The sequence below is a fragment of the Aureimonas psammosilenae genome (genome assembly GCF_009176975.1).
GTDB lineage: Bacteria > Pseudomonadota > Alphaproteobacteria > Rhizobiales > Rhizobiaceae > Plantimonas > Plantimonas psammosilenae.
In genome coordinates this window covers 41,624-66,585 of record NZ_WEZG01000007.1, presented here as the reverse complement: position 1 = coordinate 66,585, position 24,962 = coordinate 41,624, and the positions used below count along the sequence as shown (strand labels likewise).

The following is a 24,962-nucleotide window of genomic DNA, read 5'->3' as shown; positions in this document are numbered from 1 at the left end:
ATCAGAAGGACCACACGATAAACGGTGCGCAAAGTGCCCGAACGGAGCCCGGAATTGCGCCGTTTTCTTCGTCACCGCGACGGTTGAGATACCAATGCGCGGCTAGCTGACGGGCGGCGCCATCGAGCGCGGCCGGCGTCTTCGTCTCGGGGAACGGGGCATCGATATGCCCGGAAATCCAGGATTTCGCCTCGGTCAACAGAAGGGCGAGAAGCGTATCGTCGTAGTCATCTTCGATGTTCAAATGGGCCTTGAGGCCTTCGACCGTCACGGCCATTCAAAAAAATCCTATTTGCGGGCGAGTTTGTGCGGGGGGAGGAGGGCCGGTCTTCAGTCAACTGGCGAAAGTTCGGACCCACCCCCGGTCTTACGGAGATGCTGACCACGGCCTTTGCTACCCATAGCAACGGCTTGTATAAAGGTCATCCCGCGCCATATACGATGATCAAGCGTTGCTTTATTGATACCAAGATACTTCGCCCATTCGGTCAGCGTCTTCGATTCACCATTCATGGTGTGAAGAGATGGTTTGCGTCCTCGTCCTTTACCGCCAACTTTCTTAAGTGGCATCGTTAGGGCGTCGAATAAGGACGCGCCTTTTTGCATCCGTCCGATTACGGTGGCCTGTTTAATTCCGTAGTGAGCGCACCATTCTTTTAGTTTCTTAGTTTCGCCGTTGATCTCGTATTGGCGTTGCTTACGCGTGCAATCTGATCGGGTGCGGCTGTTGAAGGCACCATCCTTGAGCGGAATGCCAAGTGCCTTCGCCCGCTCTTCCGCCCGCTTCTGTGCGGCATAGGCGAGAGCGCGGCGCATCAGGTCCGCGCTTTCAGTTGCGAACTCTTCGACGTAGAGACGATCGGCTTCCGTCATCGTCATGCCTCCATCGTGAAGGACTGACGGAAGGTTGCATTCAGGCGGAAGTAGTCACCCGAAACGGTCGTGCTGGACCACTTCTCGCAGGTCCACTTGACCGGCTTGGCGTCATGCTGAAGCTGGAAATAGAAGGTCTTATAGCCGGCGCGCTCTTCGAGAAACGCGATGATCTCAGCATGTTCTTCGGGATAGAGCGCTTCCCAGGTGAGTTCGCGAACCTTGCGGATATGGTTGATCCCGTCGCCGGTCGTTTGCGTGTAACCGCCGCCGAACTGAACCGTCAGCAACTTGACTTCCGGCGTATCGGAGCCGCCAACAGAAGGTGCGAGGGGCGGGTTGAAGGTGGGAAGCGTCATTTGGCGACAGCAACCAACTTCAAGCCAGCCGGAAGAATCAAAACGTCCGCACGTCCTTCCAAGCGTGTGCGAATAGCATCGCCAGCCGCACGGATTAGCTGCGGATGGAAAGAGTCATCCGCTTGAAGGATGAGAATGGAGTTTTGTTCAACGGTAATCATGAGGATGTTTTCTCTTCGGCTTGCTTTTGCGAGCTATGGCAAGGCTGACATAGCGGCTGCCAGTTCGACCTTCTCCAAAACAACTTGAGGTCCATGCGGTGCGGGATGATGTGATCCACGACAGTTGAAGGGGCGCCGCACATGCGGCAGATGGGATTGGCCGTGAGGAACACGACGCGGGCTTCGCGCCATTTCGAGCCGTATCCACGAGCGGAGGCCGAAGGGCGTTTGGCGTCGTATCGAGCCTTGCGTGCGCGATCGTTGGCGACTTGGCATTGGCAGCGTTCGCCGCCCGGAACCTTCCGGCCGCAACCGCAGAGGCGGGCCGGCTTACTCGGCATCGCCTTCCTTCCGGGTGCCGATGCTGGCGAAGGTGAGACGGGTGCGCTCGGCAAGCGGAAGGGAAGCGATTTCCTTCTTCTTCCGGTCTTCAGGCGACGTGAAGGCTTCGTCGCGGTAGTTCCAAGCTGCCACGATCTCGCCAGGGGTTGCGTTCCACGCAACTTCCGGCGTCCATTTCAGAATGCCTGTTGCGAAGCCAAAGAGCGCTTCGCATTCCTTCAGAACGTCGCGCGGTTTGGCGTTCGGATCGGCTGGTTTGCGCTCTTCCTTGGCGTCGGGATCGAAGCGGAGAAGGTCAAAGGCGAGATCGAATGCGATCGGCTGAAGCTCGGCAACGCGGGACGCGAGGTTTCGGCCGGGAACATGGAAGAGGCTGGCGAGTGCGGGGTCATTAAGCCCGCACTCGCCAAAGAGGCGCGAAAGAACGATGGTGTTCCCCTCGGCAATGCCCTTCAGGACTGCCGAGAAGCCATCGTAGTCGCGCACCATACGTAACGCGGCTCGCAGGGACGGCCGGAGTTCTTCCGTCCCTATCAGGATAGGATTCGCGAGCCGCGCCACGAACCGGCCTTAGACGGTCGCGAGAATTTCGAGCGGCGCGTCGGTCAACGCCACGTCGAAATTTTGCATGAGGATGTTGTTCGGCCCGCCCGGTTCAAGCTCCTTCGAGAGAATGACGCCAAGCGCGTAGATCGTCGTCGGCTTGCCGTTCGTGCCGGTCGGACGATCGGGAAGAACAACCTTCAAGGCGTTCGGCTTACCGCCCTCATAACCCGCACGGGCGAGGTTTTGGCCGGCGTCGAAGCTATCGCGCGCCACCTTGAGGGTAAGGTTGCCAGCATCACGAACGCCGGGGCGCTTGATGCGGCGTCCGGCGCCGTAGAGTTCCAGCGAAACTTGTTCGCGCTTGTCGCCGAAGGGGCTGATATCAGCGATGCTGCCGACTTCCACCCAGGTCAGGGCTTCGAACTCGGCTTTGGTCTTCGCGGTGGATTCGCCCGCGATGAAGACCTTAATATCGGTGGAGGTCGTAACGTTCTCGTTGGCCATGGTCGCGCCCTCCCTTACGATCCGATACGGAGCTTCACGAAGCGGTCAGGGCGCGTTACGTCGCCACCCACGCGCTTGCGGGCGTTGATACGAACCTGCCCCTTCGTGGCGAGCGTGTAGGGATCGCGAAGCGTCGAGAAGCCAACGCGGTCCACGATCTGATAGCCAGAGAGATCGCCCAGGACGATCGGAGCCTTGCCGGCGCCAATGTCTTCCATGTCCGGCGCGATTACGATCGGACGGCCGAGAAGCTGCGAGAAGCCGCCCGAAACCGGGTTCAACACGAACGGATAGCCGTTTCCGTCCTTCCACTTTCGGATTTCGCCAAGGGTCTTGGCGTTCATGACCCATACGGCGCTGTTGAAATAAGCGGCCGGAAGTGCCGTCACCATGTCGGTGAGCGTGTCGATCTGGTTCGAGGTTTTGAAGCCAGTAGCGGCGCCGGTCTTCACCTCGTTGATACCAAGGGAATTCATCAGGCCGGTCGGCTGGCCCAGGCCGGTTCCCTTCACGAACGCCAGACTTTCGGTCTTACCGAACTGTTCCGCGAAGTCGTTCACAAGGAAGCCTTCGAGGTTATAGGCGTTGTCTTCGAGAAGCTGGACGGAAATATCCGTGTAAGCCGCAAGCTCCCAAGGCTTCAGGCTGAGTTGGCCGAAAGCGGGCTGAGTAGCGGTGCGTTCGGCCGTCTCGTCCACCCAGAAGGCGGAAACGTTGCCGGTCTGAACCGGCAGCTTGATGGATTCGGCGCCAATCGTGATGACGCTAGCGTAAGCGCGGATCGGGGAGAACTCGACAAGCTTCGTGATGATCTGGGAAGCGAGAGCTTCCGGCGCGAGATAGCCGCCCGAAGCGTCGTTCGCGACGGTCATTGCCTTCTGTTCGTCGGGCGACATGCCAGCTTCACCACGGCGAAGGAAGCGATTGAACGCCTTCGTCTCAATGGTCGCTTCCGGCTTGTCGGTATCGGTATGGACCGCCGGACGGTTCAGCTTGGTTTCGAGCTTGTCGAGACGATCAGCGGCCTTCTTCTCGGCAGCGGCCATCTTCGCTTCGAAAGCCGACTGGAAGTCTTCCAGCGCCTTCGTGATGATTGCGTCGGTATCGGCTGCGTCGTCCGCGCTCTTGGTTTCGTAGACGTTCGAGAACGTCGAGTGATCGAGATTCATGTTTTGTTCGATTGTCCTTAGATCGTGAAGCGGGCTGCGGCCCGGTTGATAGCTTCCGCAAGCGCAATGGCGCGGGCGGCATTCTTCGCGCCAGTGATCCGGGCGCCGGGATGGGCCGGGAAGGTCACGAGCGAGATTTCCATAAGGTTCAGGCTGGAAATGGTGCGGCCGATCGTGCGGCCGGCTGACTTGCGGAACGTCGCCTTCGTGCCGTTGAAGCCGATGGACACGCCCGATAGTGCGCCCGCGCCAATCAGCGCTGCCATTTCATCCGCACGGGCAACCTTGCCCAACAGAAGCCGGCCCTTGGCGATAAGTCCTGCGTCGGTTTCCTCGACGGCTTCCCAAACGCCAACGGGATCGTCGGGGCGATGCGCGAAGAGCATTGGCAGCGGCAGGGACGCCCCAGCAAAGGCGCCCTTCGTGATGATGTCGCCATAGCTATCGGCCGTGCCGAACGGCCATGCGGTCGCGGTGATCTCGCCAGCTTCGCCGATGCTGAAGGCGGCTTTGGTTTCCAGACGATCCATTACGCGGACGCTCCAAAAACGTAGGTCGTCGGAGGCCGAGACGTGAAATTGTAGGATCGGAATTCGGAAATGGCGACAGGCTTGCCGCCGGAGGCGTTCAGGGCTTCCGCGCCGAACTGATTGCGTGCCAGTTCGCGGGCGTTGAATTTGAAGCCAGAGCCAGGGGGCGGGTCGAACTCGAAATGATCGAACTCTTCATATGGCAGACTACGGCGAAGCGAATATTGCCCGTCAGCGAGCTTGATCGTCGTTTCCAGCACGGTGGTTTGACGACGCCGCTTTTGATAGTCGTCGGTTTCATCCGTGACCCTTCCGGCGCAAATCTGAATGCCGGCGGTTTTCGTGAAGTCGGTCGAATCTCCATCGAGGAACGCGACGACGCGCCACCATCCTTGCGAGCAAACGGTGTAGCGTTCGGAGCGAAGGTCGGTCGCTTCGGTAAACCGGAACTCGTCTACAACCCACCAGTTCGGTTCTTCAGCGCGATCGGGATCAACCGCGCTCCGCTGAATCTGAACAACAAGCCCAGGCTGGCCCGACACAACGTCCAGCGCTGCCGGCCCGTCAGAGTCGAAGGCGCGGGAAACGTAGGGGGTCGCAAGGCTCGTCTTTGAGACTTCCGTGGTGAAGCAATGGACGAAATGCAGTTGGCGTTCGCGAGAGGTTTTCACGCCGCAACCTCTTCGGTTGCGGCCGGCTCGACGCCGTAGAAGACGGCGTTGATGATCTCGACGGCAAGCGCCCAGGCTTCGTTGATCGGCCGGGGAAGGACGTAGGCCTTCATGAGGGCGACGGCCTCTTCCGGGTCGGTGCCGCCGCCGATGAGCGCCAGGCGAATCGTTTGGTGGAGATCGGAGAGCGAATAGGCGTTGCCGAGAACGCGGCCGGCAATAAGCGCAATGCCGGCGCCGCACTGACGCTGAAGCTCTTCGATGAGGAAATGGGGAAGTGCGAACTCTCGTTCGGCGTCTCCCAGGAATTGCTTATGGACGATCATGCGGCTTCCTTCGCCGGCACGGTCGCGGCGGTCGTAGTGTTGGGGTTCACGAAATGTTCCCCGCCTTCGTAGGGCGGGCGGTTTTCGAGGGCGCGGACTTCATTCGGATTCAGAACGCGCGAGGCAATCGCCTTGCTGTAGGCTTCGAACCGGGTTGCCGTATCCGCCCGGAGAAGATCGTCCACGACGAACTCAATCGAGAGATCGTCGTCGTTCTCGTCAAAGAGAACGCGGCTGTAAGCGTCGGTCCAAGCTTCGATCCACGGCAGAAGGGTGTAGCTGACGAACTGCGCGCCCATTTGTTCGGTGTTGCCCCAGGTGCCGCGCCCAAGCTCGAAGAGCATGGTCGGCGGAACGCGGAAGGCGCGGGCGATCTCGTCAATCGCGAAGCGGCGAAGTTCCAGGAACTGCGCGTCAACCGAAGAGAAGGCGAAGGGCGTTACCGTGGCGCCGTCGAAGATGATGGCGAGCTTGCCGGAATTATCGACGCCAGCCATGCCGGCCCGCGCCGCTTCAATAAGCTTGCGCCGAGCGGTGTTGCCCGTCTTATCCTGTCCATCCGCCTTCGAGGCTTCAGCCGGGTAGCTGATAACCGTTGAAGGGCGGGCGCCATCCTTGAAGAGCTTGGAACCATGCTCTTCCATGACGAGCGCCAGGGCGATGGCTTCGCGGGCAAGCGTGATCGGCGCGCGGCCGGCGATGCCGTCGAAGGACGTAAGTGCCGGGATATGCAGAACGTCGCGATAAGAGAGACGGCGAACGCCGCCCGTTTGCGACAGCTTGTAGGTCGGCTCCCCATAAGCATCGATCTCGACGGACATTGCCGTGGGGGGAACGTGAAAGAACTCGGCAACGCGGCCTTCGCTCGTCCGGTTGGCGACGGCGTATCCGTTGCCGTGAAGCAAGGCGTCGAGCGTCAATTGCGCCCGAAGCTTGCCGGCACTCGTCCAGGAGTTCGCACGACGATGGATAAGGCCGTGCGCCGGGTGATCGTCCGCAATCTCCTTATGGCTATCGACGCGACGATAGAGTTTCGGCGGCAGGGTGCCGAGCGTCGTAGAGATTAGCGAGACGGCAGCGTTGACGGCAGGAACGCGCATGGCGCTTTCGGGCGTGATTGCAACGCCCGCGCCAGTGTTCTTCAAGAGAAAGTCACCAAGACCCCAATTATCAAAAGGCGCGACATCGCTCTTAACCTCGGTAGACGAGGCAATCTTTCGCTGTTTTGCTTTTCGATGGCGAGACGACAACTCTAGTTCTCAAATCGTTGACTTGAGATTATTGTCTCATATGCGATTCGACGGCTGCAACAAAAATCGACGTGCGTCGAGATTTATTTTTCGTTGTCTTGCGAGGCGTTCCCGATCTCTATGCGGGGAATGCGATCGATCGCGGCTTTGCGAGCCTTCAACGAAACGTCGCCATAGGTTTCGCCAGCCGTGCGGGGCGCGTGGCCCTGGATGGCATCCACGACGCGCGCTTTGATGTCGAGATCGTCGCCAAGCGTCTTGAAGCGGTGACGCCAAGCATATTGCGGCTCCATCTCGGAAGGCATAGCCGGCAAGGTGCGGAGCCATTCCGATACGCGGCCGGAAACGGTCTTGCTCGCGGTGAATGGATTAGTGATCGAACGCGCCCCGGAAGCATCCTTCTTCGTTCTGATCTTGAAGAACAAAGGCCCCTCCCCTGCCGCCTTGGCAAATTCCAAAAAGCCGCGCTCAATGAGTTGTGGGTGAAGGGGAACGTCCCGGTATTGGCCGCTCTTCACGGAGCCAGCGGCGGGCGTCAGGCGAAGGAACGAAATGCCGTCGCGTTCTTGAACGTCTTGCCCGCGAAGCTGTGCCAGTTCAGCGGGTCGGGCGCCTGTGAAAGCCGAGAGCCAAGGCATCCAACGTTTCGCCGCTGTGAGTTCGGCGCCTTCGCGAGTCTGCGGATTATCGGAATGCTTGGGCTGGTAGGCATCAACGGCTGTGAGGATCGCAACGGCCTCGGCATCCGTGAAACCCTTCTCACGTTCCTGCGGCTTTTCAGTCACGCGAACCTTCACGTCAGCGGCCGGGTTGTCGGCGATCCGATCGTTATCCTTCGCCCATTGCAGGACGGCCTTAAGCGCCGCGAGGTTTGAGTCCCGAACGGTCTTCGGCGCGAGCCGCGTCAAGAGATCGTCCTTCCACCGAAGCACGTCAGCCCGCGTCACGCGACGCGCGTCGTCATGCTGAAGGAACTTAATCAGATGCTCCATGACAGGCTTCCAGCGCCGTTTGGCTTCGGCGCCACGGCCGGATGCGGCAAGCTCAAGGAAGTAGCTATCGAAGAGTTTCATAAGCGGAACGGCCGGAACCGGGTCCGACTCGTCAACGAGAAGAGCCGGCATTTCCGGCTTACCACTGAAATCCCCTTCGTCGCGCTCGGCAACGCGCGAGAGTGCTTCATATTCAGCGAAAGCGACGGTTCTCGCGATCTCGCGCCATTTGGCAGTTTGCGGCTCGGCATCGGTATTGCCACGCGCCCGGAAGCGAGCGAGAGCGCCGCCTAGCGCCTGCGCGATCTCGGCATCCGTGCCGCGTCCCGCTTTGATGTCGCGGACGATCTCAACAAGCTCGTCATCGATCGGACTTGCCGCATAGCGCGGATCGTTGCGAAGTTCGTCATCAAACGCCAGCCGGGAGCAGTAGTGTTCGCGCGCCATCTGGTCGGGCGTCATTTCAGCATAGCGCCGCGAGACGCGCATGATTTGGGCGCCTTCGGCTTCCGCCTTCCGGCGCTTGATTGCGTCCATCTCGTCTTGAGCCGACGCCAGGGCGCGGGCATGGTTGCGCTTGGCTTCCTGCCGCGTGGCGCCGATCGGACGATAGATATTTTTCTGATTGTTGGCGAAGGGCTGAAGCGCGGGCGGGATCACAAGCCGGACGTAGATCGCGCCGCCTATCGTCTTCTCGTATGGAAGCCTGTTCGCCATTTCCCTGCCGCCGCTTTGGTAGTGCGATTGGTAGGGATTCTGGTAGCAAATCCCCTGCTACACAAGGGCTTCCAGCAATTTCAGCGGGATACGATGGTGCTGCGAGAGAGGATTGAACTCTCGACCTCTCCATTACCAATGGAGTGCTCTACCACTGAGCTACCGCAGCTTTCGTGGCGGCCTTTTTGCATAGGACAACGGCCAACGCAAGGCGGCGCGCGACGATTGCGCAAGGTCCGCTCAAGCCTGCGACATCCTCGAGCCGCCCAACCGCTCAATGTCGTTCCATCGCCCGAAAAGGGGCTGGACAGCCAAAAAGCTTCTTCATATAAGGCACCCACCTTGCGACGCTCCCCGACAAAAGGGGTGCCGCCGGGCCCAGGTAGCTCAGTTGGTAGAGCATGCGACTGAAAATCGCAGTGTCGGCGGTTCGACTCCGTCCCTGGGCACCACCCTTCCGGTTCGTGCTGTGAAGTCAAAGGGTTGAGCTAAATCATCGACTTACGGGCAGCCCGTTGATACAAACGGGTGATACAAATGGCCCTGCGAATGGCTCAACCCTGGCCCCATCCTAAGACCGGCGTTTTTTGGTTTCGGCGCGCCGTGCCGAACGACTTGCGCGCCCTTGTCGGCAAGCGCGAGGAACTGATCACGCTTGCCACCAAGGACGCTGCCGAAGCGCGCGTTCGCTACGCCAAGGCTTCAGCCGAGGTCGAAAGCCGCTGGGCAAACCTCAGGGCCGGCGAGCGATCCCTGACGGAACGCGAATGTCATACGCTGGCCGTGGCGGCGCACGACGCTTGGCTGAGGATGCACGGGGAGGAGCCGAGCGAGCAGTTCACATGGCACCTGGGACTCTATCGTCGGCTTTGGACCAAGGGCCTGTCGGACGGGCTGCCGGGCGATGGCAAGACGCTCGCGCCCGATGACCTGTTCGTTCAAACCATGCAGCGGTTCTGCTTCGTCCAAGCCGACAACTGTCTCGCCCACCATGGGCTGAAGGTGGACAGCTACAGCCGAATTAAGCTCGCGAAGGCCATCGGGGCCGCCTTCCAGCGTGCCAGTCTGACGCTCGCCGACCTATCGCAAGGGCGGCTTACTCCCGAAGAGGTCCCGGCGCTCGCGGGCGAGGTTGCAGCGAACCCGTTGCGGATCACCGACACCCGAGCGGCCTCCTCCTCGAAACGCTCGGCGTCGGCATCGAAAAAGGCTTCCGCGCTGACCATGACGGGCTTGTTCGAGGCATGGTGGCGCGAAGCGCAGGCGGCCGGCCGCAAGCCATCCACCCACGAATCCTACCAGAACACCGTCAAGGGCTTCGTCGCCTTCCTGAAGCACGACGATGCCGCTCGCATCACGGCCGACGATGTGGTCGCCTTCAAGGACCACCGACTCAGCACGCCCTCGAAACGGACCGGCAAGATCCCGAGCGCCAAAACCGTGAAGGATAGCGACCTCTCGGCCTTGAAGACACTGTTCAGTTGGGCGGTGATGAACCGGAAGCTGCCAGTGAACCCAGCGACCGGCCTGACGATCAAGGTTGGTAAGAAAGCGCAGGTTCGGCCGAAGGGGTTCATCGAAGTCGAAGCGCACGCCATCCTGTCGGCCGCCCTCGCTTACCAAGCCGGCCCAAGGGAACAGGCCTGCACGGCGGCGGCGAAGCGATGGATTCCTTGGCTATGCGCCTTCAGCGGCGCTCGAGTTGGCGAGATCGGCCAAATGCGACGCCAGGACGTTCGGCAGGAAGGCGAATTCTGGGTGATGCGCATTACGCCTGAGGCCGGCACGGTGAAAACCAACCAGGCCCGCGATGTCGTCCTTCACCCTCAACTGATCGAACTCGGCTTCCCGGACTTCGTAAAGGCGAGCGCGAACGGGCCGCTATTCCTGATCCCTGCCGAGGATGGCGACGTTCTCGGGCCCCTCGCCGGCCTTCTCAACCGGATGCGTGAGTTCGTAAGGCCCATCGTGCCGGACCCAATGGTTGCCCCGAACCATGGCTGGCGGCACCTGTTCACCACGATGTGCATCGACGCCGAGATCGAGGCCCGGGTCTACAACGCGATCCAGGGCCATGCCGGCCGCTCGGTCGCCGACCATTACGGCGATGTCACCCTTCGGGCGAAAGCAGCAGCTATCGGTAAGCTACCAAGGTTCGCTATCTAGTTCGACCGGGCTGAGAAGGATGCTAAGATGTAGGCTTCACCACCACGAACTGCTCTTACCCTATTGGTTGTTGGTGTAACTGATGATCAGTTCCGGCATGACGGCTACCGAGTAATGTTGACACTTCAGAAGGCAACCGCACCTAACCTTTGCGAAGGTTCGGAATGGATCGTAGTTGATCAGCATGCATTAGCCGAGCAGGTAGCACGGATTGCCGTCGGTCAGTACAGGCACGTTAGCAAAATTCTGCTCGGGGCAGATGCGCCGGCGGTCAGAGTAACTCAAGCAGCGAAGAAAGATGCCGTAGCTCTCCTATCGCTCAAGGTTGATGAGAAGCCTTGGCACCGCGATGGATGGATGTTCCAGGCGGTTTCGTGGATTGCAGCTCACCAGAACAGTGGAGTCGCGATCAGGGCGCCGCACTTAATTAGAGCTCATAAAGGCTTCGATGGTCTGAAACTGGAATTGGGCGAGAAAGGCCAGGTCATCGCGGTCGTTGTCTTCGAGGATAAGGCGACTGAAAACCCCCGCGCCACAATCCGTGAGGATGTATGGCCGGGCATCGCACGTTTGGAACAAGGGGAGCGCAGCAACGAACTGGGGCAGGAGGTCAGCGCGCTTTTGGAAACCCAAATGAGGTCTTTCCCAGACTTAGATGTTGATGCGGCGGTTGAGGAGATAGCCTGGAAGGAAGCGCGGCGGTATCGGGTAGCGATCACGGTTGATAAGTCGCATGCTGCCGTTGAAGCGCGCATGGCCCTTTTCAAGGATTTCGATAGCTGCGCCCCAGGCGACACAAGTCGGCGTCACGCTGAAACAATGCATGTTCCAGACCTAAGGCCATGGATGGATGCTTTCGCAAACCTCGTGATCGTCAAAATCTTCAATATGCCCGACCATGTTTGACCCCGAAACAATTGATCTTATCCAAAGAGCCCCACCCCTGGAGGGTCTTGATCTTACGGCCCTGCCTCAAATACTAACCGAGGCCTTCGCAACGGTGGTGGCTGCGCGTATTCGATTGCGTACTGGGTCGCCGGACCCTGAAGGAACTGAAGTAACAGAGACCCTAAAACTGCTGACCCGATTGGCTGCGACCCACGAAATCTACGTGGCCTTAATGCCGGATCGAGAAAATAGAGCCGCTGCGGCCTTCGTAGCCGCCTCGGCGCACCAAGCTCGACGGCTCGCTCGGGTCGGAACTCAATCTTCCAGTCGGATTAGCATCACAAGTATTAGTTCAGAGATTAGCGCATCACTCTTATTCCTCATCGCTGAGGCGTATCCGGACGCGGCTGAAGCTGCAAAAAGGATCGTTTTTGACGACGTCTCCATTGGACCAATAGAACGCGCCCTGCTCGTCGCGCTGAGAAAGTTAGCAGAAGGGCGATTGGCTGAAATAATCTCGGATCCGCTTCCTGAGGCGGTGGCCATAGCACCCGAGGATCGGGCTTTAGAAGCCCTTCTTGATCTCTTACTTAGCGGCGTGCATGCTCTCGCCCGCCAACTACGCAATACGCGGAGAGCTGATGGCCTAGCGGGCGCGCACCATATATTTCAGCGCGTCAAGAGATTGTGCATCGACGAAATCACTGATCCGTTCGGCGATGGCCGCGCGGCTTTTAGCGTCTTCTCGGGACCCTTACATCTCGCCAATTTGTTAATATCCGCCGAGAAAGATATGAGCGCAGCAGCTCTCGCTCATTTACCTGCACCTACTGGAATTGACCCCGCCGGTTGGGCAGGAATATTACGACGTATGGTAAGGTCCCGTCCATTCTTGTGGCAGAACCATAGAGTCGCAATCGAGAAAGGCTTTCTTGAACCTGGACAGTCCGCAGCAATCAGCTTTCCAACGGGCGCCGGGAAGTCCACTCTATCGGAACTGAAAATCGCCGCGGCCCTTCTCCAAAATAAGCAAATTGTCTTCCTGGCGCCGACTCATGCCTTAGTCTCCCAGACCGCAAAAGCTTTGCAACGAACATTCAGAGATGCTTCGGTGATCGGAGACATTGATGACGAAGCAGCCATTTCGGTGGAGTTGGAGCTTCCTGAGATCGTCGTGACTACGCCTGAACGCTGCTTGATGTTGTTATCTATGCAGCCGGAGGCCTTCGTTGATCTTGGCCTTATCGTTTTCGACGAATGCCACCTGATGCACGCTCGCCCCGATGACCGGAGCCGACGCGGCTTAGACAGTATGCTATGCCTTCTGCAGTTGACCCAAGCTGCACCTCAAGCGGACTTACTACTCTTGTCCGCGATGATGAAAAATACCGCAGAATTATCCGGCTGGCTCAAAACTCTTACGAACCGAGACTGTTTAGCCCTTGACCTAGCCTGGAAGCCAACGCGACAAGCACGAGGCTGTGTCGTCTACGATATGAGTCGACTCAATGAGCTCGGTGGTCGATTAACGGCCGCACGCGTTGCGAAGCCTAGTCAGAAGGCTGTTCCAGCAGCTGTGAAACGCGGGCTGTCAGCTATCCCTTTCGGCTTCTTTGGTTTGCGACAGACTTGGAATTCTACCAAACATGAGGATTACACACTCCGTGCTCTAATTGAGTCCCCGACGCTTTTGAGCGCTAGCACCGGCGCCCGTTGGTACCTTACCCCCAACGGCAACGAGGTGAGCACTTCCATCGCGTCAGGCTCCGTTGGGGCTGGCATGAAAACCCTAGTGTTTGTTCAGAGCACGACCGCATGCACTAAGTGCGTGCGGGATTTCGTTGAGCATCTGACACCCCAGGAAGTTACTCTTACCGAGGAAGAGGCGGCGTGGCGCAGACTCGCTGTCGAGGAAATGGGTGGCCCCCAGTATTGTTATCTTACCGTTGACGATGATGGAAAGGTTAGAACCGGCGCAGCCAGTCATCACGCATTGCTTCTTGCGACCGAAAGAGAACTTCACGAAAGTCTTTTTAAGCGGAAGGACGGCATCTACGCGCTGTTTGCAACATCGACGCTTGCGCAAGGCATGAACCTTCCCAGCGAGGTGGTCATCATTTGCGGTGATAGCCGCTTTGACTCCAAAGCTGACAAGCTGAAGCAGCTCGAAGCGCATGAGTTACTTAATGCGGCTGGTCGCGCGGGACGCGCTGGCGAGGGCTCCCAAGGTTTTGTTCTACTAGTTCCAAGTCACGTCATTGGCTTTGACCAGGCGAAGTCCGTCGTTGGCAAGGATTGGATGGACCTCCAGGCTATATTTGGGCAGTCGGACCAATGTTTGGTCATCGAGGATCCTATGGAGGCGGCGCTCGACGATATTCACAACGGCATCACTTTGACAGGTTCGGCGGCATATCTACTTGGAAGGCTCCCGGTCGCGAAGGCTGACGGTGGGCCTGATCCAGCTGAAATCATGCTAAAGCGATCTTTTGTGGCCTATTCGAAAACGAGGGCTGGTGACTCCGCTTGGCTTCTTTCACGAACAGCGGCAGCGGTCGCAGCACGACCAGCAGCATCAGCCTTTGAAGTCAGTTGGTTAAGCGCAACCGCTGCTTCAACTGGATTGTCAACGGAACTCTTGGAGAGTTTGCTTCATCTCGTAGATAGCGGCGCACTTGTTGGAAGCGCCCCACAGATAATGGTGTCGTTGCTTGCATGGGTGCAGCAAACCCCACGACGCCTCATGGATTTGGTTCGTCCAGAAGGTTTAGAGGGACTGTTTGGCGATGCTTATAAGAAGCTTGCAACCGACGATGAGCGTGCAGTTCAGGCACTTGAATTAATCGCCAAGATTCTTCCTATTTGGATGTCCGGTCGCCCCCTTTGCGACATTGAAGCGGTTGTCGAAGGAAGACCTACAAAGCTCGGCTTCTGCGTTACCGCCCGTCACTTCGCCACGAGGGTAGCTCCAGACCTCGCTTTCGTCGCCAGCTTGCCGGCCAGACTGCTACTCAATCGTCTAGCGGCGATCTCGCCGGACGATAAGCCTGAAATCCCAACGGTCCTAGCCACGCTTTCCAGCATTCTACGGGAAGGTTGCGATTGTCCAGAGGCGCTTGCGGTCCGGCTCGAAGCCGGTCGTACGGTGTCGCGCGTCGCGGCCCGTCGACAATATGAATCGGCTCTTCCGCATCTAACTGGCTCGACAATTAATGAACCTTTCGAGCAGACCCGGATGCGCGTCCGCAACGCCATGGCGCTTGCCTCTTTTCTCGACTTTGACGCTGGGTCCTCCAACTCGTCGATGACTATTCAGGTCGATACTGATGATTAGAATGAGGTGACCCGTGAAAACCGTTCACCTTGCTAGCTAAGACGGGTGGCCGTTATTGACGGGTGAACTGGATTTGGTGGTGTGACACCAGGGTACACATCACAGCGTCGATCCCGTTGTGACGCCATGCTATTCGAGAAAACGTCACTTCTGTGTTGACGACGCCTATTTGTGACAGGGTAGCCTCGGGCTTAAACCTTGAGGTGACATCATGGCCCGCATCGGCTACGCCCGCGTCAGCACGCTCGATCAAGACCTCGATATTCAGCTTGCCCGCTTGAAGGCTGAGGGCTGCGCGATCATTAGATCGGAAAAGGTGTCGGGGGCGAGCCGTGACGGTCGCCTCGAACTCGCGACCGTCATTGAGTTCCTTCGACCCGGCGATGAACTCGTCGTTACCCGCCTCGACCGCCTAGGCCGCGATACCCGAGACGTGCTGAATCTTATTCACGAGTGCGAGCAACGGGAGGCGTTCGTGACCGTGCTCGACCCGCACGTCACGACCCGCGGCGAGATGGGGCATGTCATCCTGACGGTACTCGGCATGGTAGCTCAGATGGAGCGCCGCTTCATCCGCGAGCGACAGCGCGAAGGCATCGAACGCGCGAAGGCCGCCGGCGTCTACAAAGGTGGCAAACAGCGGTTCGACCGTGCCCGCGTCGCCGCGTTGCACGCTGAGGGCTTTGGACCAGCGGCCATCGCAAGAACGGTCGGGTGCTCACGGATGCAGGTTTACCGTATTCTGGGAACGGTATGACGCTTCCCAAGCACGACAGTCGCTCAACCAGTCTTATCGTTGAAATCTGGGATCGAGGGCTGTCTGCTCTGCGCCCAACGCGGTCGTTCGGTTTGACCTCGCGCGATCCTGAAACCCGCCGTTCGTGAACTGAGTTCGGAACGGCGGTCAGAGCGACTGGCGTTGGGACAAAGCGGTCTTTATCAAGGAATGTGCCCAACGGCAGCTTGCTATCGCTGAGCTGACATTCCGCGTCTCCTCGTTCGGCAAGGTAATGGCGACAGACAGCACCCGAGAAGCCGACGCGACGCCGAACGCTACAGCCACCATGAGGGAGCTGGAGCATAGACAACTAATCCGGCTCCTTGCTGGAACGGTTCACTCTGATGGTCGAGGAAACTCCGAGGCTTGAGTTCTCAATAACCACGTACGGTATCCACAAGGCCGATTGGGTCCAACCCAGCATCCATCCGTTGAATGTTATCGACCACAACGCGGGCGGCGGTTCGCGCCTGCGTGACACTTGCCACGTGTGGCGTTAAAATTATGTTCGGATGTCCCCAAAGCGGGTTGTCTCGGGGAAGCGGTTCAGGATCGGTAACGTCCACGACGGCACCCGCGAGGTGATTGTTATCCAGCGAAGCCAAAAGCGCTGGCGCGTCGAGCTGCTTTCCGCGTCCGACATGAACCAAGCCGGCTCCCGCCGGCAAGCTCGCGAAGAGTTCGGCTGACAGAAGCCCATGCGTTTCCCGCGTCAGGGGCAGGAGACAGATCAGGATGTCGGTTCGCGCAAGAAAGGGGCCGAGCCCGTCCGGTCCGTCGTAACAAGCGACGCCTTCGATCTCGCGCGGCGACCGGCTCCAGCCGGCAAGCGGGAAGCCAAACGGACGCAACCTTTCGAGAACGGCTGTGCCGAGTTGCCCGAGGCCGAGAACGCCGACCCGTCGATCTTCCGCCTGCCGTCTCGGCAAAGCATGCCAAACCCTTTGTTTCTGCTGTTCAACATAGGCTGGCAGGTCACGGTGAAGGGCAAGGACACCCATCACCACGTATTCTTGCATCATCCGCGCAATGCCTTCCTCCACCATCCGTATCAAGCGAACATGCGGCGGAAGCGCATCCAGGCGGAACTGGTCGATGCCGGCGGCGATCGAGAAAACTGCTTGAAGATTCGAAAAGGTGGCCAGATCGTCAGGCGGGGTCCAGGTGAGTAGGTATTTTACCTGAGATGGCTCGATCTCGTCGCGCGATGTGGCGAAGCGAATTTTGGGGAGGCTTTGTGCAAACTCCGCTGCAAAAATCCGAGCCCTTTCAGCATCAGAAAGAAAGAGAAAGCCCATCGAAGTGCCCTTTGGATTCAATTTTCATTCCGTTGCGTCGAGCTACCGATGCGCAAGCCAAGACCCGCAGTAGCCGCGGCCGACGATGGGTAGGCGGCAGTACTGAGATGCATGCCTAGTCCCGCAAGCTGCCGGGCACTTGCGCGCCTGGGGTGCGGCTTAGCGGGTCCGTAAGCCCCCACTGCCAACCGCAATGCCCGTCCGCCTCAGAACAAGCCCGCCGCAGCACCGCCCGCGATCGACTCGCGGGCGGTCGGGCTGATCGCGGCCGACGGGGCGCCGGGCATCGTGTGGCCGCTGATCACTTCGTAAGTGTCCGCGGGTCCGGTTCCCGGCTTGAAGGCCTCGACGATGGCACTCCCGGCATTGGAGGCGCGGCCCGTCCGCGGGTCTATCGACGTCGGCGTCATCCCCGCAGGCATCGCGAATTGCGCGACGGGCCGCTCGGCCAGCGCCCCGCGCATAAAGTCCAAGAAGATGGGCGCTGCCAGCCCCCCGCCGCTGACATTCGTCCCCAGCGACGTCGCGGCGTCGTAGCCGACATAAAGGCCTGTCACGAGGTTCGGCGTGTAGCCGACGAACCAAGCGTCCTTGGCGTCATTTGTCGTGCCGGACTTGCCCGCCACGGGCACGCCGAGCTCTTTGACCACGGTCGCCGTCCCGCGCTGGACGACGCCCTCCATCATCGAGGTGATCTGATATGCCGTCATCGGGTCGAGGACCTGCTCGCGGCGGTCGATGGGGTCGGGCTCCGTCTGTCCGTCCCAAGCCGCGACGTTGCAGCCGACGCACTCGCGAGCGTCGTGTCGCCACACTGTCCGCCCGCTCCGGTCCTGCACGCGATCGATCAGGGACGGGGCAACTGAGCGCCCCCCGTTCGCCATGACGGCATAGGCTGAGACCATACGCATCACGGTTGTCTCCCCGGCGCCCAGGGCCATAGGCAGGTACGGAGCAAGATGGTCGTAGACGCCGAAGCGCTCGGCATATTCGGAAACAAGTGGCATGCCCATGTCGGCCGCCAACCGCACCGTCATTAGGTTGAGACTCTTCTCGATGCCGGTCCGTAGGGTCGATGGGCCCCGCCCTGTTCCCTCACCATAGTTGCTCGGCTCCCAGACGCCGCCGCGCCCGTCGGGAAACGAGATCGGGGCGTCTAGCACGACGGACGCTGGGGTGTACCCGCTGTCGAGCGCGGCGGCGTAGACGATCGGCTTGAAGGACGATCCCGGCTGGCGCATCGCCTGGGTGGCGCGATTGAACTCCGACTGCGAGTAGGAGAACCCGCCGGCCATCGCGAAAACGCGCCCCGTGCGCGGGTCCATCGACACGAGCGCGCCCTGCACCTTCGGGACCTGGCGCAGGCGGTAGCCCCCGCCGTCTGCCTTGCGTTCGACGAAGACGACGTCGCCGCGCGAGACCACCTCCTCGATCGAACGCACCGTGCGCGTCCGTCCGTCCCGGACCACCCTGAACGCCCACGCCATGTCGGGACGCGAGACGGTTACGATGCGGCGCTCCGCGCCGATCCCCCCGGACGCGGACGGGGACGGCCGCAAGCCGACGCTCATCCCGTCCGGACCCGACGTGAGCACGACTGCGAGCTGCCACTCTGGGACGTCCGCCAGCGGCTCGATCGCGCCGAGCGTCCGGCCCCAGTCGGCGCCCACCTCGACGCTCGCCCACGGTCCGCGCCATCCCTTGGCTTCGTCGAAGGCCACAAGCCCGCGTTGGAGGGAGAGCCGCGCCATCATCTGGAGTTTCGGGTCCAGCGTCGTGCGGACCGTCAGCCCGCCCTCGTAGAGCGCCTTGACCCCATAGCGCGCGACGACTTGGCGGCGGACCTCTTCCGTGAAGTATTCCGCCGATGCGAGATACGTTCCGCTCGGGCGCGGGTTGACGCCGAGCGGCTTGGCGATCGCGGCGAGGGCTTCGTCCTGCGAGATCAGCCCGTTCTCGGCCATCCGCTGGATGACCCAGTTGCGGCGGCCGATCGCCTCGTCCGGGTCGCGGAACGGGTTGTAGTTCTCCGGCGCCTTGGGAAGCGCGGCGAGATAGGCCGCCTCCTGGATCTCCAACTCGTTCACCGACTTGTCGAAATAGGCAAGCGATGCGGCGGCGACGCCATAGGAGCCCATGCCGAGATAGATCTCGTTCAGGTAGAGCTCGAGGATGCGATCCTTGGAATAGGCCCGCTCAATGCGGAGCGAGAGGATCGCCTCCTTCACCTTGCGCTCCATGGACCGCTCATTGGTGAGAAGGAAGTTCTTGGCGACCTGCTGCGTGATGGTCGAGCCGCCTTGCATGGGCCCACCACGCAGGTAGAGAAGCGCGGCACGCCCGATGCCTTCGAGATCCACACCCGAATGGTTGTAGAAGTTCTTATCCTCGGCCGAAAGGAACGCGTCCTTCAGGCGCTGAGGGATCGCTTGGATCGGCAGGTAGAGCCGGCGCTCCATGGCGTATTCTGCCATCATCGCGCCGTCGCCCGCATAGAAGCGCGTCGCGACCTTGGGCTGGTAGTCGGCGAGGACCTTGTAGTCGGGAAGGTCGCGGGCCATAAGGCGGAACTGCCAGAAGGCGGCTCCCGCGAAAGCGAGCAGCAAGAGGCTGGCGATGGCGAACAGGTAGCCTGCGAGCCTGATCATGGTAACTCCGGGAAAGGGTGTCTGTCTGCCCGTCAGAGACCACGGCTTTACGGCACACCCAAGACTAATGCAATTTATTTGCATTAACCTTGGGTGGATCCTAACGCAACAGGTCGAAGTGGCTTCACCTGTCCGAGAGCCGCGGAGCAGGCACCGCAGTCACTTCGGCATCGGCGACGCGTCCGAAACTCGGTCTCACCCCGAGCATCAGGGCCGTTCGGGCGATGATCGCCCCGGCGACGGGGGCCGCGTTGGAGGCCGCTGTCGATCCCATGCCGGGCCTCTCTGGCCTCGGGTCGTCGACGACGACGAGGTAGACGTATTCCGGGTCGTCCATCGGGAGAGCGGCGGCGAAGGCGTTGAAGTTGTGGTCCCGCGAGTATCGGCCGTCGACGACCTTCTCGGCCGTCCCGGTCTTTCCGCCGACGCGCAGCTCGTCGATGTTCGCGCGTCTGCCTGATCCGCGGACGGCGTTGTCCCTGTAGAGGAACCGCATAGCCGCGCTGGTCCGCTCGCTGACGATGCGGGTGGCGAGGCCGTTTGCTTCCTCCCGCGACCGCGTCAGGAACGTCGGCGGAATGAGATTGCCGCCGTTGAGCACTGCGGCGATCCCCGCCGCCGTCTGCAACGGCGTCGTCGCGAAGCCGTGTCCGAAGGACGCGGTGATGGAGGTCGCCTGGGACCATGTCCGTGGCTGAATGGGCTGGGCGGTCTCCGGAAGCTCGGTCCGCAGGCGGTCGAGAAGGCCGGCGCGCCGCAGGAAGTCGCGGTGGGCATCAACGCCGACCATAAGCGCCTCGTGCGCTGACCCGACGTTCGAGGAAAAGCGGAACACCTCCTCCAGCGACAGGGGTCGCCCCTTGCTGTGGGGATCGCGGACGCTCTGGTGCCCTACCCGAAGCGGGCGGCTCGCGTCGAACAGGGTGTTCAAGGTGGCCCCGCCGATCTCGAGGGCCATGGCTGTCGTGAACGTCTTGATGGTCGACCCCATCTCCGCCGTTCCCGCTGCGATCCGGTTAAGTCGATCGCGTTCGTTGGCCTCAGCCGGAACCAGCGGATCGAAATCGGGAAGCGAGACCATCGCCATGATCTCTCCCGTCCTGGCGTCGAGAACGACGCCACCCGCCGCCTTGGCTCGATAGGTCTCCATCGCCTTGGCGAGTTCCTGGTGCAGGACGTTCTGGACGCGGATGTCGAGAGACAGCCGCACCGGGGCCAGTTCGCCCGCCGAGCCGAGACCCGCCGACTGAAGGTCCGTAAGGCCCTGCTGGTCGATCCACTTCTCCATCCCGGAGATGCCGTGGTTGTCGATGTTGGTCAGGCCGAGGATGTGCGACGTCTGGTTTCCGGCCGGGTAGATCCTCGCCACCTCAGGCCGGAACCCGATCCCCGGAAGGCCCAGCGCGTGGATCATGGCCTGCTGGGAGGGAGTTAGATGACGGTCGAGCCAGATGAATGCCCGCTCCGTCCGGAGCCGGCGATGAGTCTCGGCCATCGGGAGGTCGGGCAGCACAGTGGACAGCTTCTCCACGACCTCGTCCGCGTCGAGGATGCTGCGCGGCTCCGCATAAAGGGACGCCAGCTTGAGGTCGGTGGCAAGGAGAACACCGTTCCGGTCGACGATGTCCGGCCGGGAGGGCTTGACGCGATCCGCCACGGCGGCGGTCTCCGGCACGCTGGCGACCCCGAGTTGGATCAGCCGGATCCCGATGACCGCGTAGGCGGCCGCGAAGCCGACGGCCGCGACCACGAAACGGGGCCGCCGCCGTCCCCGACCGATGCCCTCGTGCAACCTCGAGGGCATCCCGAATTGGTTCTTACCCTTTGCCGGCATTTGGCAAGCGATCCCGCTTATGATGATCATCAGCGCGTTCCGCGCTAGCGTCGCGGGGACGCCGATGCTTGGAAGACCTAATGCAAAATTTTTGCATTAGTAGATTACGGATAGGTTAATACATGCGTCAGCCGATGATCCGTCCGGGTGGGCGGAGCGAGCGTATCCAGATCGCGGTGCACCGTGCCGTTAAGGCGTTGCTAGAAGAAGACCCGGACCGGGAACTGACGCTTCCCATGGTGGCCCAGGCCGCCGACGTCACGCCGTCCACCATCTATCGCCGTTGGGGAACGGTCGGGCAGCTCGTGGCGGACGTCGCGGCGGGAAACCTCCGCGCCGACCCGGAGCTCGCGGACACGGGCAGCCTGCGCGGGGATTTGGAGGTCTGGCTCGAGCGCTTCGTCGACGACATGGCGACGGGGCTGGGTCGAAGCCTGATTCAGGAACGCGTGGCGGACCTTGCGCTCGCCAAGACCGTAGCGGGTTACCCGTACGCCAACTTCCTGACCCTGATCGCGCGCGCCGACGCGAGGGGCGAGGCCGGGCACGACCCGGACCGCCTCATGGACCTACTCGTCGCTCCGGTGATCTATCGCTTCGCGTTTGCAGACCAGTTGCCGGACAAGGATTACCAGCTCGAACTTGTAGATCTGGCGATGCGCTTGGACGGGGAGTTTCGATCGTTCAAACGACAACAGCGCATTCAGCCGAGCTGAAACGGCTCCGCAGTCTCCCGTGCTCTGTTCCGATGGCAGTAACGCCTGCGCTTGAACTGGCTCCGTTCGGCATCCGCAATGCAGCGGTCATACCGGGCTCGGCGCTCACCACCAGCTTCTGACCCAATGCATGAGCGCAAATCATTGGATAAGGCGGCTTCCAAGAAGTCTATACCGACATCACGAATGAGACGCTCGCCCGCATGCAGGAGGCTGCCAGCGATCCGGTAGCGACCGCTGAGGACGTCGCCAAGACGGACTTGCGCGCAACGACCGATCTTAGCTGTGCGGTGATCTAAGACCAATCCACATTCAGAGTTTTCATTGCGGCTGAGGTTTGATTCAAGGCGCTTGGGTTTTGCTGATCCGGAGCGGCTTGATGGGTGTGAAGCGCTATGAACTCAACGAGGCGCAGTGGCAGCGGATCGCGCCCCTACTGCCGGGCAAGGTCGGTGATCCCGGCCGCAGCGCGGCGGACAACCGTTTGTTCGTGAACGGCGTTCTGTGGGTTCTGCGCTCCGGCGCCTTCTGGCAGCACCTGCCGGAGCGCTACGGCAAATGGAAAAGCGTCCATGCCCGCTTCAGCCGCTGGGCCAAGGCCGGCGTTTGGGAGAGGGTCTTTGCGGAACTGATCAAGGACCGCGACAACCAGTATCTGATGCTCGACACGACCCTGGTGCGCGTCCTTCAACAGGCGGCGTGCGGAAAAGGGGGGCCAGGGATCAGGCTCTGGGGCGTTCCCGAGGTGGTCTGACCACCAAGGTTCACATGCTCTGCGACACGCTCGGCCGACCGTTGCGCTTCATGCTGAGCGCCGGCCAGCGCCATGACAATCTCGCCGCCAAAGCGCTGCTCGACGGCTTCCAGGCCGAAGCGGTTCTGGCCGACAGGGCCTACGACAACAACGACCTGTGGCAGACGATAGCCGCCATGAACGCGGCAGCGGTCATCCCGTCCACCCGATCGCGCAAGGTTGCGATCCCGCACGACACGGCGATCTACCGGCACCGCAACCGCATCGAGCGCTGCTTCAACAAGCTCAAGCATTTCCGACGCTTCGCCACACGCTACGACCGCAAGGCCTCTCACTTCCTCGCCTTCGTTCACATCGCGGCCATCGCCATATGGCTCCGATGAATGTGGATTCATCCTAGTTCATGGCGTCGGTGTCGCAGTAGGGCAGGACGAGACCAGCGCCCTTGCCCTTCTTCGGGCAGATCGCCCCGAAAATGTATGCCCACATCGTGCGCTGGTCCTGCGGGGCGGAGGGTCGCGTGCCGCGCTTGGCTTAGCGGCGGGTGATCTTGTTCTTCTAGCCTATGCGGGCCTCGTCGGCCCACCAGAGTTCGATTTCGGTGCCGTTTGGGAGCCGCGCCGCGATGGCCGCCAACTCGGCGGGGGAATCTTTTTGAAAGCTACCACCTCGAACTCGTTCTGGGCGTAGCGGCGCGGACGGGTCGAGAGCTTGGCAAAGCTCATGGCCTTCAGTTCGCGACCGACCGTCGTCTCATCCAGCGAAAGACGGAACTCCTCGAAGATCCATCGCATGAGGTCCTTGCTCCGTCGGCGAACGACGCCGTGCACCGACGGAATCGGGCCCTTTTCGACGATCTTCGCCAAGATTTGACGCTGTTCATCGTTCAACTTCGAAGAGCTGCCCGGCGCCTTGCCGTTGACGAGCTCGACCGGGCCGCGCTGGTTGAACCGTATCATCCAGTCCCGGATGATCTGAAGCGTCACACTGCCGATCCGGGCCGCGTCCGTGCGCGAGCCCCATCGTAGATCGCAGCCAGCGCCAGAAGCCGCCGGGTCTGCGCCGCGTCCTTTGTCTGACCGCGCCAGACGGCGAAGGCCCAAACCGTCAAAATCACTCCGAAGCGCAATTGGCACCGTCACGACCAAATCTCCGTTTGCAACCCTGAATTAGACCAACGCGCCCCTGAAAACCCCAACGGGTCAGAAATTACGCTCGTTGGTATAAGCCATCGATGTGCGGTAGCATATGGCACAGCGACGTTTTACTACCTCTTGAAGACGTAAGCGAAATGATGATCGACGGGCTGACCGGATCTTCGCGCTTTCGCCACGCGTGGGGAGTTCGCCTGCCGCGAAATGGGAAGCAGCCTAGCGTATGCCCATAGATTCAGTCACGCGACGTTCGCCCGGCCGACCCTCTGCTCGGCAGGCGAACGAGTTGACCGCTCTCATTGTCGGCGTCGCCCGTCAGATGCTGCTGAAGAACGGATACGACAACACAAGCATTGACGAAATCGTCGTCCAGGCGAAGATCTCCAAGAAGACATTCTACGCTCGTTTTAGCGATAAGGCACAACTTTTCGAAGCGGTCTGCATGCAGATTGCCGAGGAGCGCTTTCCCGACGTTATCCCGGTGCAACTGCAGCGATCCGGCATACAAGCTGCTTTAGAAGACATCTTGATTCGTCATCTCGACGGCCTGCTGCAAACCGAGATCATCGAATTCGAAAGAATAGTCGCTTCCGTTGCGATGCGTTTTCCAGAGATCGCAAAAACAGTCGAGCGAACCAAGGACCGCATTATCGTCGGCATTTGCGAAGTGCTGAATGAAGCCAACCATGTCGGTGTCCTTGAGATCGACGACATCCATGAAGCGGCTTGGCGTCTTATCGATGGCGGGGTCACTCCACTGTTCCGGCAGGCCAGTCTCGGCCTGCGCAGTGCCGAAATCAACGCCGACGACCGCGAAGCCCTGCGTCGATACGTGAAGTTCTATGTCCGGGGCTACGGACCAAGCCCGAAACGCCCCATCCGCTCTCAGGCAGAATAATAGACAGATATTATCCCGGCGCGTATTGATACGGAACGGTTCCGTACCTATATC

At 60.5% G+C, this 24,962-nt stretch carries 23 protein-coding genes, 2 tRNA genes and 1 pseudogene; 8 read left to right on the top strand and 18 right to left on the bottom strand.

Annotated elements, in window-relative coordinates; all coding sequences use genetic code 11:
- Nucleotide 1 precedes the first annotated feature (1 nt).
- The 14 genes from F9929_RS13895 to F9929_RS13835 all read right to left on the bottom strand — a co-directional run bounded on the left by F9929_RS13895 (nucleotide 2) and on the right by F9929_RS13835 (nucleotide 8,609).
- Nucleotides 2-277 (bottom strand): head-tail connector protein, encoded by a 276-nt coding sequence (locus tag F9929_RS13895; RefSeq protein ID WP_152047183.1) that lies wholly within the window; start codon nucleotides 275-277, stop codon nucleotides 2-4.
- Between the two features lie 53 nt (nucleotides 278-330).
- On the bottom strand, nucleotides 331-873 hold the full coding sequence (locus F9929_RS13890; RefSeq protein ID WP_152047182.1) for a hypothetical protein: 543 nt from the start codon (nucleotides 871-873) through the stop codon (nucleotides 331-333).
- A 2-nt stretch (nucleotides 874-875) separates the two neighbouring features.
- Nucleotides 876-1,232: a phage tail protein gene (locus F9929_RS13885; protein WP_152047181.1), complete on the bottom strand. Its 357-nt coding sequence runs from the start codon at nucleotides 1,230-1,232 to the stop codon at nucleotides 876-878.
- Entirely contained in the window at nucleotides 1,229-1,393 is a 165-nt protein-coding gene (locus F9929_RS24040) for a hypothetical protein (RefSeq protein WP_193227761.1), read from the bottom strand. The genes F9929_RS13885 and F9929_RS24040 overlap by 4 nt, the downstream gene beginning before the upstream one ends.
- Entirely contained in the window at nucleotides 1,390-1,536 is a 147-nt protein-coding gene (locus F9929_RS24805) for an HNH endonuclease signature motif containing protein (protein WP_328595995.1), read from the bottom strand. The genes F9929_RS24040 and F9929_RS24805 overlap by 4 nt, the downstream gene beginning before the upstream one ends.
- A gap of 187 nt (nucleotides 1,537-1,723) precedes the next feature.
- Complete coding sequence (locus F9929_RS13875; protein ID WP_152047179.1) at nucleotides 1,724-2,224, bottom strand: hypothetical protein; 501 nt, start codon at nucleotides 2,222-2,224, stop codon at nucleotides 1,724-1,726.
- Nucleotides 2,225-2,305: 81 nt separating this feature from the next.
- On the bottom strand, nucleotides 2,306-2,785 hold the full coding sequence (locus F9929_RS13870) for a phage tail tube protein (RefSeq protein ID WP_152047178.1): 480 nt from the start codon (nucleotides 2,783-2,785) through the stop codon (nucleotides 2,306-2,308).
- Between the two features lie 14 nt (nucleotides 2,786-2,799).
- Complete coding sequence (locus F9929_RS13865; RefSeq protein WP_152047177.1) at nucleotides 2,800-3,954, bottom strand: phage major capsid protein; 1,155 nt, start codon at nucleotides 3,952-3,954, stop codon at nucleotides 2,800-2,802.
- A 17-nt stretch (nucleotides 3,955-3,971) separates the two neighbouring features.
- Nucleotides 3,972-4,484, bottom strand: coding sequence for an HK97 family phage prohead protease (locus F9929_RS13860; RefSeq protein WP_152047176.1), 513 nt, complete (start codon nucleotides 4,482-4,484; stop codon nucleotides 3,972-3,974).
- Nucleotides 4,484-5,026 carry a hypothetical protein gene (locus tag F9929_RS13855; RefSeq protein WP_152047175.1) on the bottom strand — a complete coding sequence of 181 codons (543 nt, stop codon included), beginning with the start codon at nucleotides 5,024-5,026 and terminating at the stop codon, nucleotides 4,484-4,486. The genes F9929_RS13860 and F9929_RS13855 overlap by 1 nt, the downstream gene beginning before the upstream one ends.
- A gap of 125 nt (nucleotides 5,027-5,151) precedes the next feature.
- Entirely contained in the window at nucleotides 5,152-5,481 is a 330-nt protein-coding gene (locus F9929_RS13850; protein WP_152047174.1) for a gene transfer agent family protein, read from the bottom strand.
- On the bottom strand, nucleotides 5,478-6,626 hold the full coding sequence (locus F9929_RS13845) for a phage portal protein (protein ID WP_268915657.1): 1,149 nt from the start codon (nucleotides 6,624-6,626) through the stop codon (nucleotides 5,478-5,480). The genes F9929_RS13850 and F9929_RS13845 overlap by 4 nt, the downstream gene beginning before the upstream one ends.
- Before the next feature lie 188 nt (nucleotides 6,627-6,814).
- Nucleotides 6,815-8,440 carry a site-specific integrase gene (locus F9929_RS13840; RefSeq protein ID WP_152047172.1) on the bottom strand — a complete coding sequence of 542 codons (1,626 nt, stop codon included), beginning with the start codon at nucleotides 8,438-8,440 and terminating at the stop codon, nucleotides 6,815-6,817.
- Nucleotides 8,441-8,534: 94 nt separating this feature from the next.
- Nucleotides 8,535-8,609: transfer RNA gene (locus F9929_RS13835), tRNA-Thr, on the bottom strand.
- 207 nt (nucleotides 8,610-8,816) lie between these two features.
- On the opposite strand from F9929_RS13835, the gene F9929_RS13830 reads away from it, so the two are divergent.
- The 5 genes from F9929_RS13830 (at nucleotide 8,817) to F9929_RS13810 (ending at nucleotide 15,585) form a co-directional block, all read left to right on the top strand.
- Nucleotides 8,817-8,892, top strand: a tRNA-Phe gene (locus F9929_RS13830).
- An 85-nt stretch (nucleotides 8,893-8,977) separates the two neighbouring features.
- Complete coding sequence (locus F9929_RS13825) at nucleotides 8,978-10,606, top strand: DUF6538 domain-containing protein (RefSeq protein ID WP_152047171.1); 1,629 nt, start codon at nucleotides 8,978-8,980, stop codon at nucleotides 10,604-10,606.
- Between the two features lie 117 nt (nucleotides 10,607-10,723).
- On the top strand, nucleotides 10,724-11,512 hold the full coding sequence (locus F9929_RS13820; protein WP_235919304.1) for a hypothetical protein: 789 nt from the start codon (nucleotides 10,724-10,726) through the stop codon (nucleotides 11,510-11,512).
- Complete coding sequence (locus tag F9929_RS13815; protein WP_152047169.1) at nucleotides 11,505-14,828, top strand: DEAD/DEAH box helicase; 3,324 nt, start codon at nucleotides 11,505-11,507, stop codon at nucleotides 14,826-14,828. The genes F9929_RS13820 and F9929_RS13815 overlap by 8 nt, the downstream gene beginning before the upstream one ends.
- A 211-nt stretch (nucleotides 14,829-15,039) precedes the next feature.
- The gene (locus F9929_RS13810) at nucleotides 15,040-15,585 is read left to right on the top strand and encodes a recombinase family protein (protein ID WP_152047168.1); all 546 of its coding nucleotides are present in this window, start codon (nucleotides 15,040-15,042) and stop codon (nucleotides 15,583-15,585) included.
- Nucleotides 15,586-15,980: 395 nt separating this feature from the next.
- Here the strand turns inward: F9929_RS13810 and F9929_RS13805 are convergent, their stop codons facing one another.
- The 3 genes from F9929_RS13805 to F9929_RS13795 form a co-directional block, all read right to left on the bottom strand.
- A complete protein-coding gene (locus tag F9929_RS13805; protein WP_152047167.1) occupies nucleotides 15,981-16,904 on the bottom strand; it encodes a 2-hydroxyacid dehydrogenase in 924 nt (307 codons plus the stop codon).
- A gap of 206 nt (nucleotides 16,905-17,110) precedes the next feature.
- The gene (locus tag F9929_RS13800) at nucleotides 17,111-19,552 is read right to left on the bottom strand and encodes a penicillin-binding protein 1A (RefSeq protein ID WP_152047166.1); all 2,442 of its coding nucleotides are present in this window, start codon (nucleotides 19,550-19,552) and stop codon (nucleotides 17,111-17,113) included.
- Nucleotides 19,553-19,676: 124 nt separating this feature from the next.
- Nucleotides 19,677-21,416 carry a peptidoglycan D,D-transpeptidase FtsI family protein gene (locus F9929_RS13795; protein WP_235919302.1) on the bottom strand — a complete coding sequence of 580 codons (1,740 nt, stop codon included), beginning with the start codon at nucleotides 21,414-21,416 and terminating at the stop codon, nucleotides 19,677-19,679.
- A 92-nt stretch (nucleotides 21,417-21,508) separates the two neighbouring features.
- Here F9929_RS13795 and F9929_RS13790 point away from each other — a divergent pair, with 92 nt between their 5' ends.
- Both F9929_RS13790 and F9929_RS13785 read left to right on the top strand, forming a co-directional pair.
- Nucleotides 21,509-22,102: a TetR-like C-terminal domain-containing protein gene (locus tag F9929_RS13790; RefSeq protein WP_152047165.1), complete on the top strand. Its 594-nt coding sequence runs from the start codon at nucleotides 21,509-21,511 to the stop codon at nucleotides 22,100-22,102.
- A 379-nt stretch (nucleotides 22,103-22,481) separates the two neighbouring features.
- Nucleotides 22,482-23,239 (top strand): IS5 family transposase gene (locus F9929_RS13785; protein ID WP_407922235.1). Its coding sequence is split into 2 segments (ribosomal slippage): nucleotides 22,482-22,818 and nucleotides 22,818-23,239, totalling 759 coding nucleotides; the frame shifts between segments, so codons are not numbered across the junction.
- Between the two features lie 16 nt (nucleotides 23,240-23,255).
- Here F9929_RS13785 and F9929_RS24475 read toward each other — a convergent pair.
- A pseudogene (locus tag F9929_RS24475) lies at nucleotides 23,256-23,998 on the bottom strand (IS630 family transposase); the annotation flags it as partial.
- Between the two features lie 298 nt (nucleotides 23,999-24,296).
- On the opposite strand from F9929_RS24475, the gene F9929_RS13775 reads away from it, so the two are divergent.
- On the top strand, nucleotides 24,297-24,908 hold the full coding sequence (locus F9929_RS13775; protein ID WP_193227759.1) for a TetR/AcrR family transcriptional regulator: 612 nt from the start codon (nucleotides 24,297-24,299) through the stop codon (nucleotides 24,906-24,908).
- The last annotated feature ends 54 nt before the right edge of the window (nucleotides 24,909-24,962 follow it).

What these genes read in the sequence shown, in the direction of transcription:
- F9929_RS13885 (WP_152047181.1), bottom strand. Translation starts at nt 1,232, where the DNA reads ATGACGCTTCCCACCTTCAACCCGCCCCTCGCACCTTCTGTTGGCGGC.
- F9929_RS24040 (WP_193227761.1), bottom strand. Translation starts at nt 1,393, where the DNA reads ATGATTACCGTTGAACAAAACTCCATTCTCATCCTTCAAGCGGATGAC.
- F9929_RS13790 (WP_152047165.1), top strand. Translation starts at nt 21,509, where the DNA reads ATGCGTCAGCCGATGATCCGTCCGGGTGGGCGGAGCGAGCGTATCCAG.
- F9929_RS13850 (WP_152047174.1), bottom strand. Translation starts at nt 5,481, where the DNA reads ATGATCGTCCATAAGCAATTCCTGGGAGACGCCGAACGAGAGTTCGCA.
- F9929_RS13860 (WP_152047176.1), bottom strand. Translation starts at nt 4,484, where the DNA reads ATGGATCGTCTGGAAACCAAAGCCGCCTTCAGCATCGGCGAAGCTGGC.
- F9929_RS13895 (WP_152047183.1), bottom strand. Translation starts at nt 277, where the DNA reads ATGGCCGTGACGGTCGAAGGCCTCAAGGCCCATTTGAACATCGAAGAT.
- F9929_RS13795 (WP_235919302.1), bottom strand. Translation starts at nt 21,416, where the DNA reads ATGATCATCATAAGCGGGATCGCTTGCCAAATGCCGGCAAAGGGTAAG.
- F9929_RS13875 (WP_152047179.1), bottom strand. Translation starts at nt 2,224, where the DNA reads ATGGTGCGCGACTACGATGGCTTCTCGGCAGTCCTGAAGGGCATTGCC.
- F9929_RS13800 (WP_152047166.1), bottom strand. Translation starts at nt 19,552, where the DNA reads ATGATCAGGCTCGCAGGCTACCTGTTCGCCATCGCCAGCCTCTTGCTG.
- F9929_RS13870 (WP_152047178.1), bottom strand. Translation starts at nt 2,785, where the DNA reads ATGGCCAACGAGAACGTTACGACCTCCACCGATATTAAGGTCTTCATC.
- F9929_RS13840 (WP_152047172.1), bottom strand. Translation starts at nt 8,440, where the DNA reads ATGGCGAACAGGCTTCCATACGAGAAGACGATAGGCGGCGCGATCTAC.
- F9929_RS13815 (WP_152047169.1), top strand. Translation starts at nt 11,505, where the DNA reads ATGTTTGACCCCGAAACAATTGATCTTATCCAAAGAGCCCCACCCCTG.
- F9929_RS24805 (WP_328595995.1), bottom strand. Translation starts at nt 1,536, where the DNA reads ATGTGCGGCGCCCCTTCAACTGTCGTGGATCACATCATCCCGCACCGC.
- F9929_RS13805 (WP_152047167.1), bottom strand. Translation starts at nt 16,904, where the DNA reads ATGGGCTTTCTCTTTCTTTCTGATGCTGAAAGGGCTCGGATTTTTGCA.
- F9929_RS13890 (WP_152047182.1), bottom strand. Translation starts at nt 873, where the DNA reads ATGACGGAAGCCGATCGTCTCTACGTCGAAGAGTTCGCAACTGAAAGC.
- F9929_RS13865 (WP_152047177.1), bottom strand. Translation starts at nt 3,954, where the DNA reads ATGAATCTCGATCACTCGACGTTCTCGAACGTCTACGAAACCAAGAGC.
- F9929_RS13825 (WP_152047171.1), top strand. Translation starts at nt 8,978, where the DNA reads ATGGCCCTGCGAATGGCTCAACCCTGGCCCCATCCTAAGACCGGCGTT.
- F9929_RS13810 (WP_152047168.1), top strand. Translation starts at nt 15,040, where the DNA reads ATGGCCCGCATCGGCTACGCCCGCGTCAGCACGCTCGATCAAGACCTC.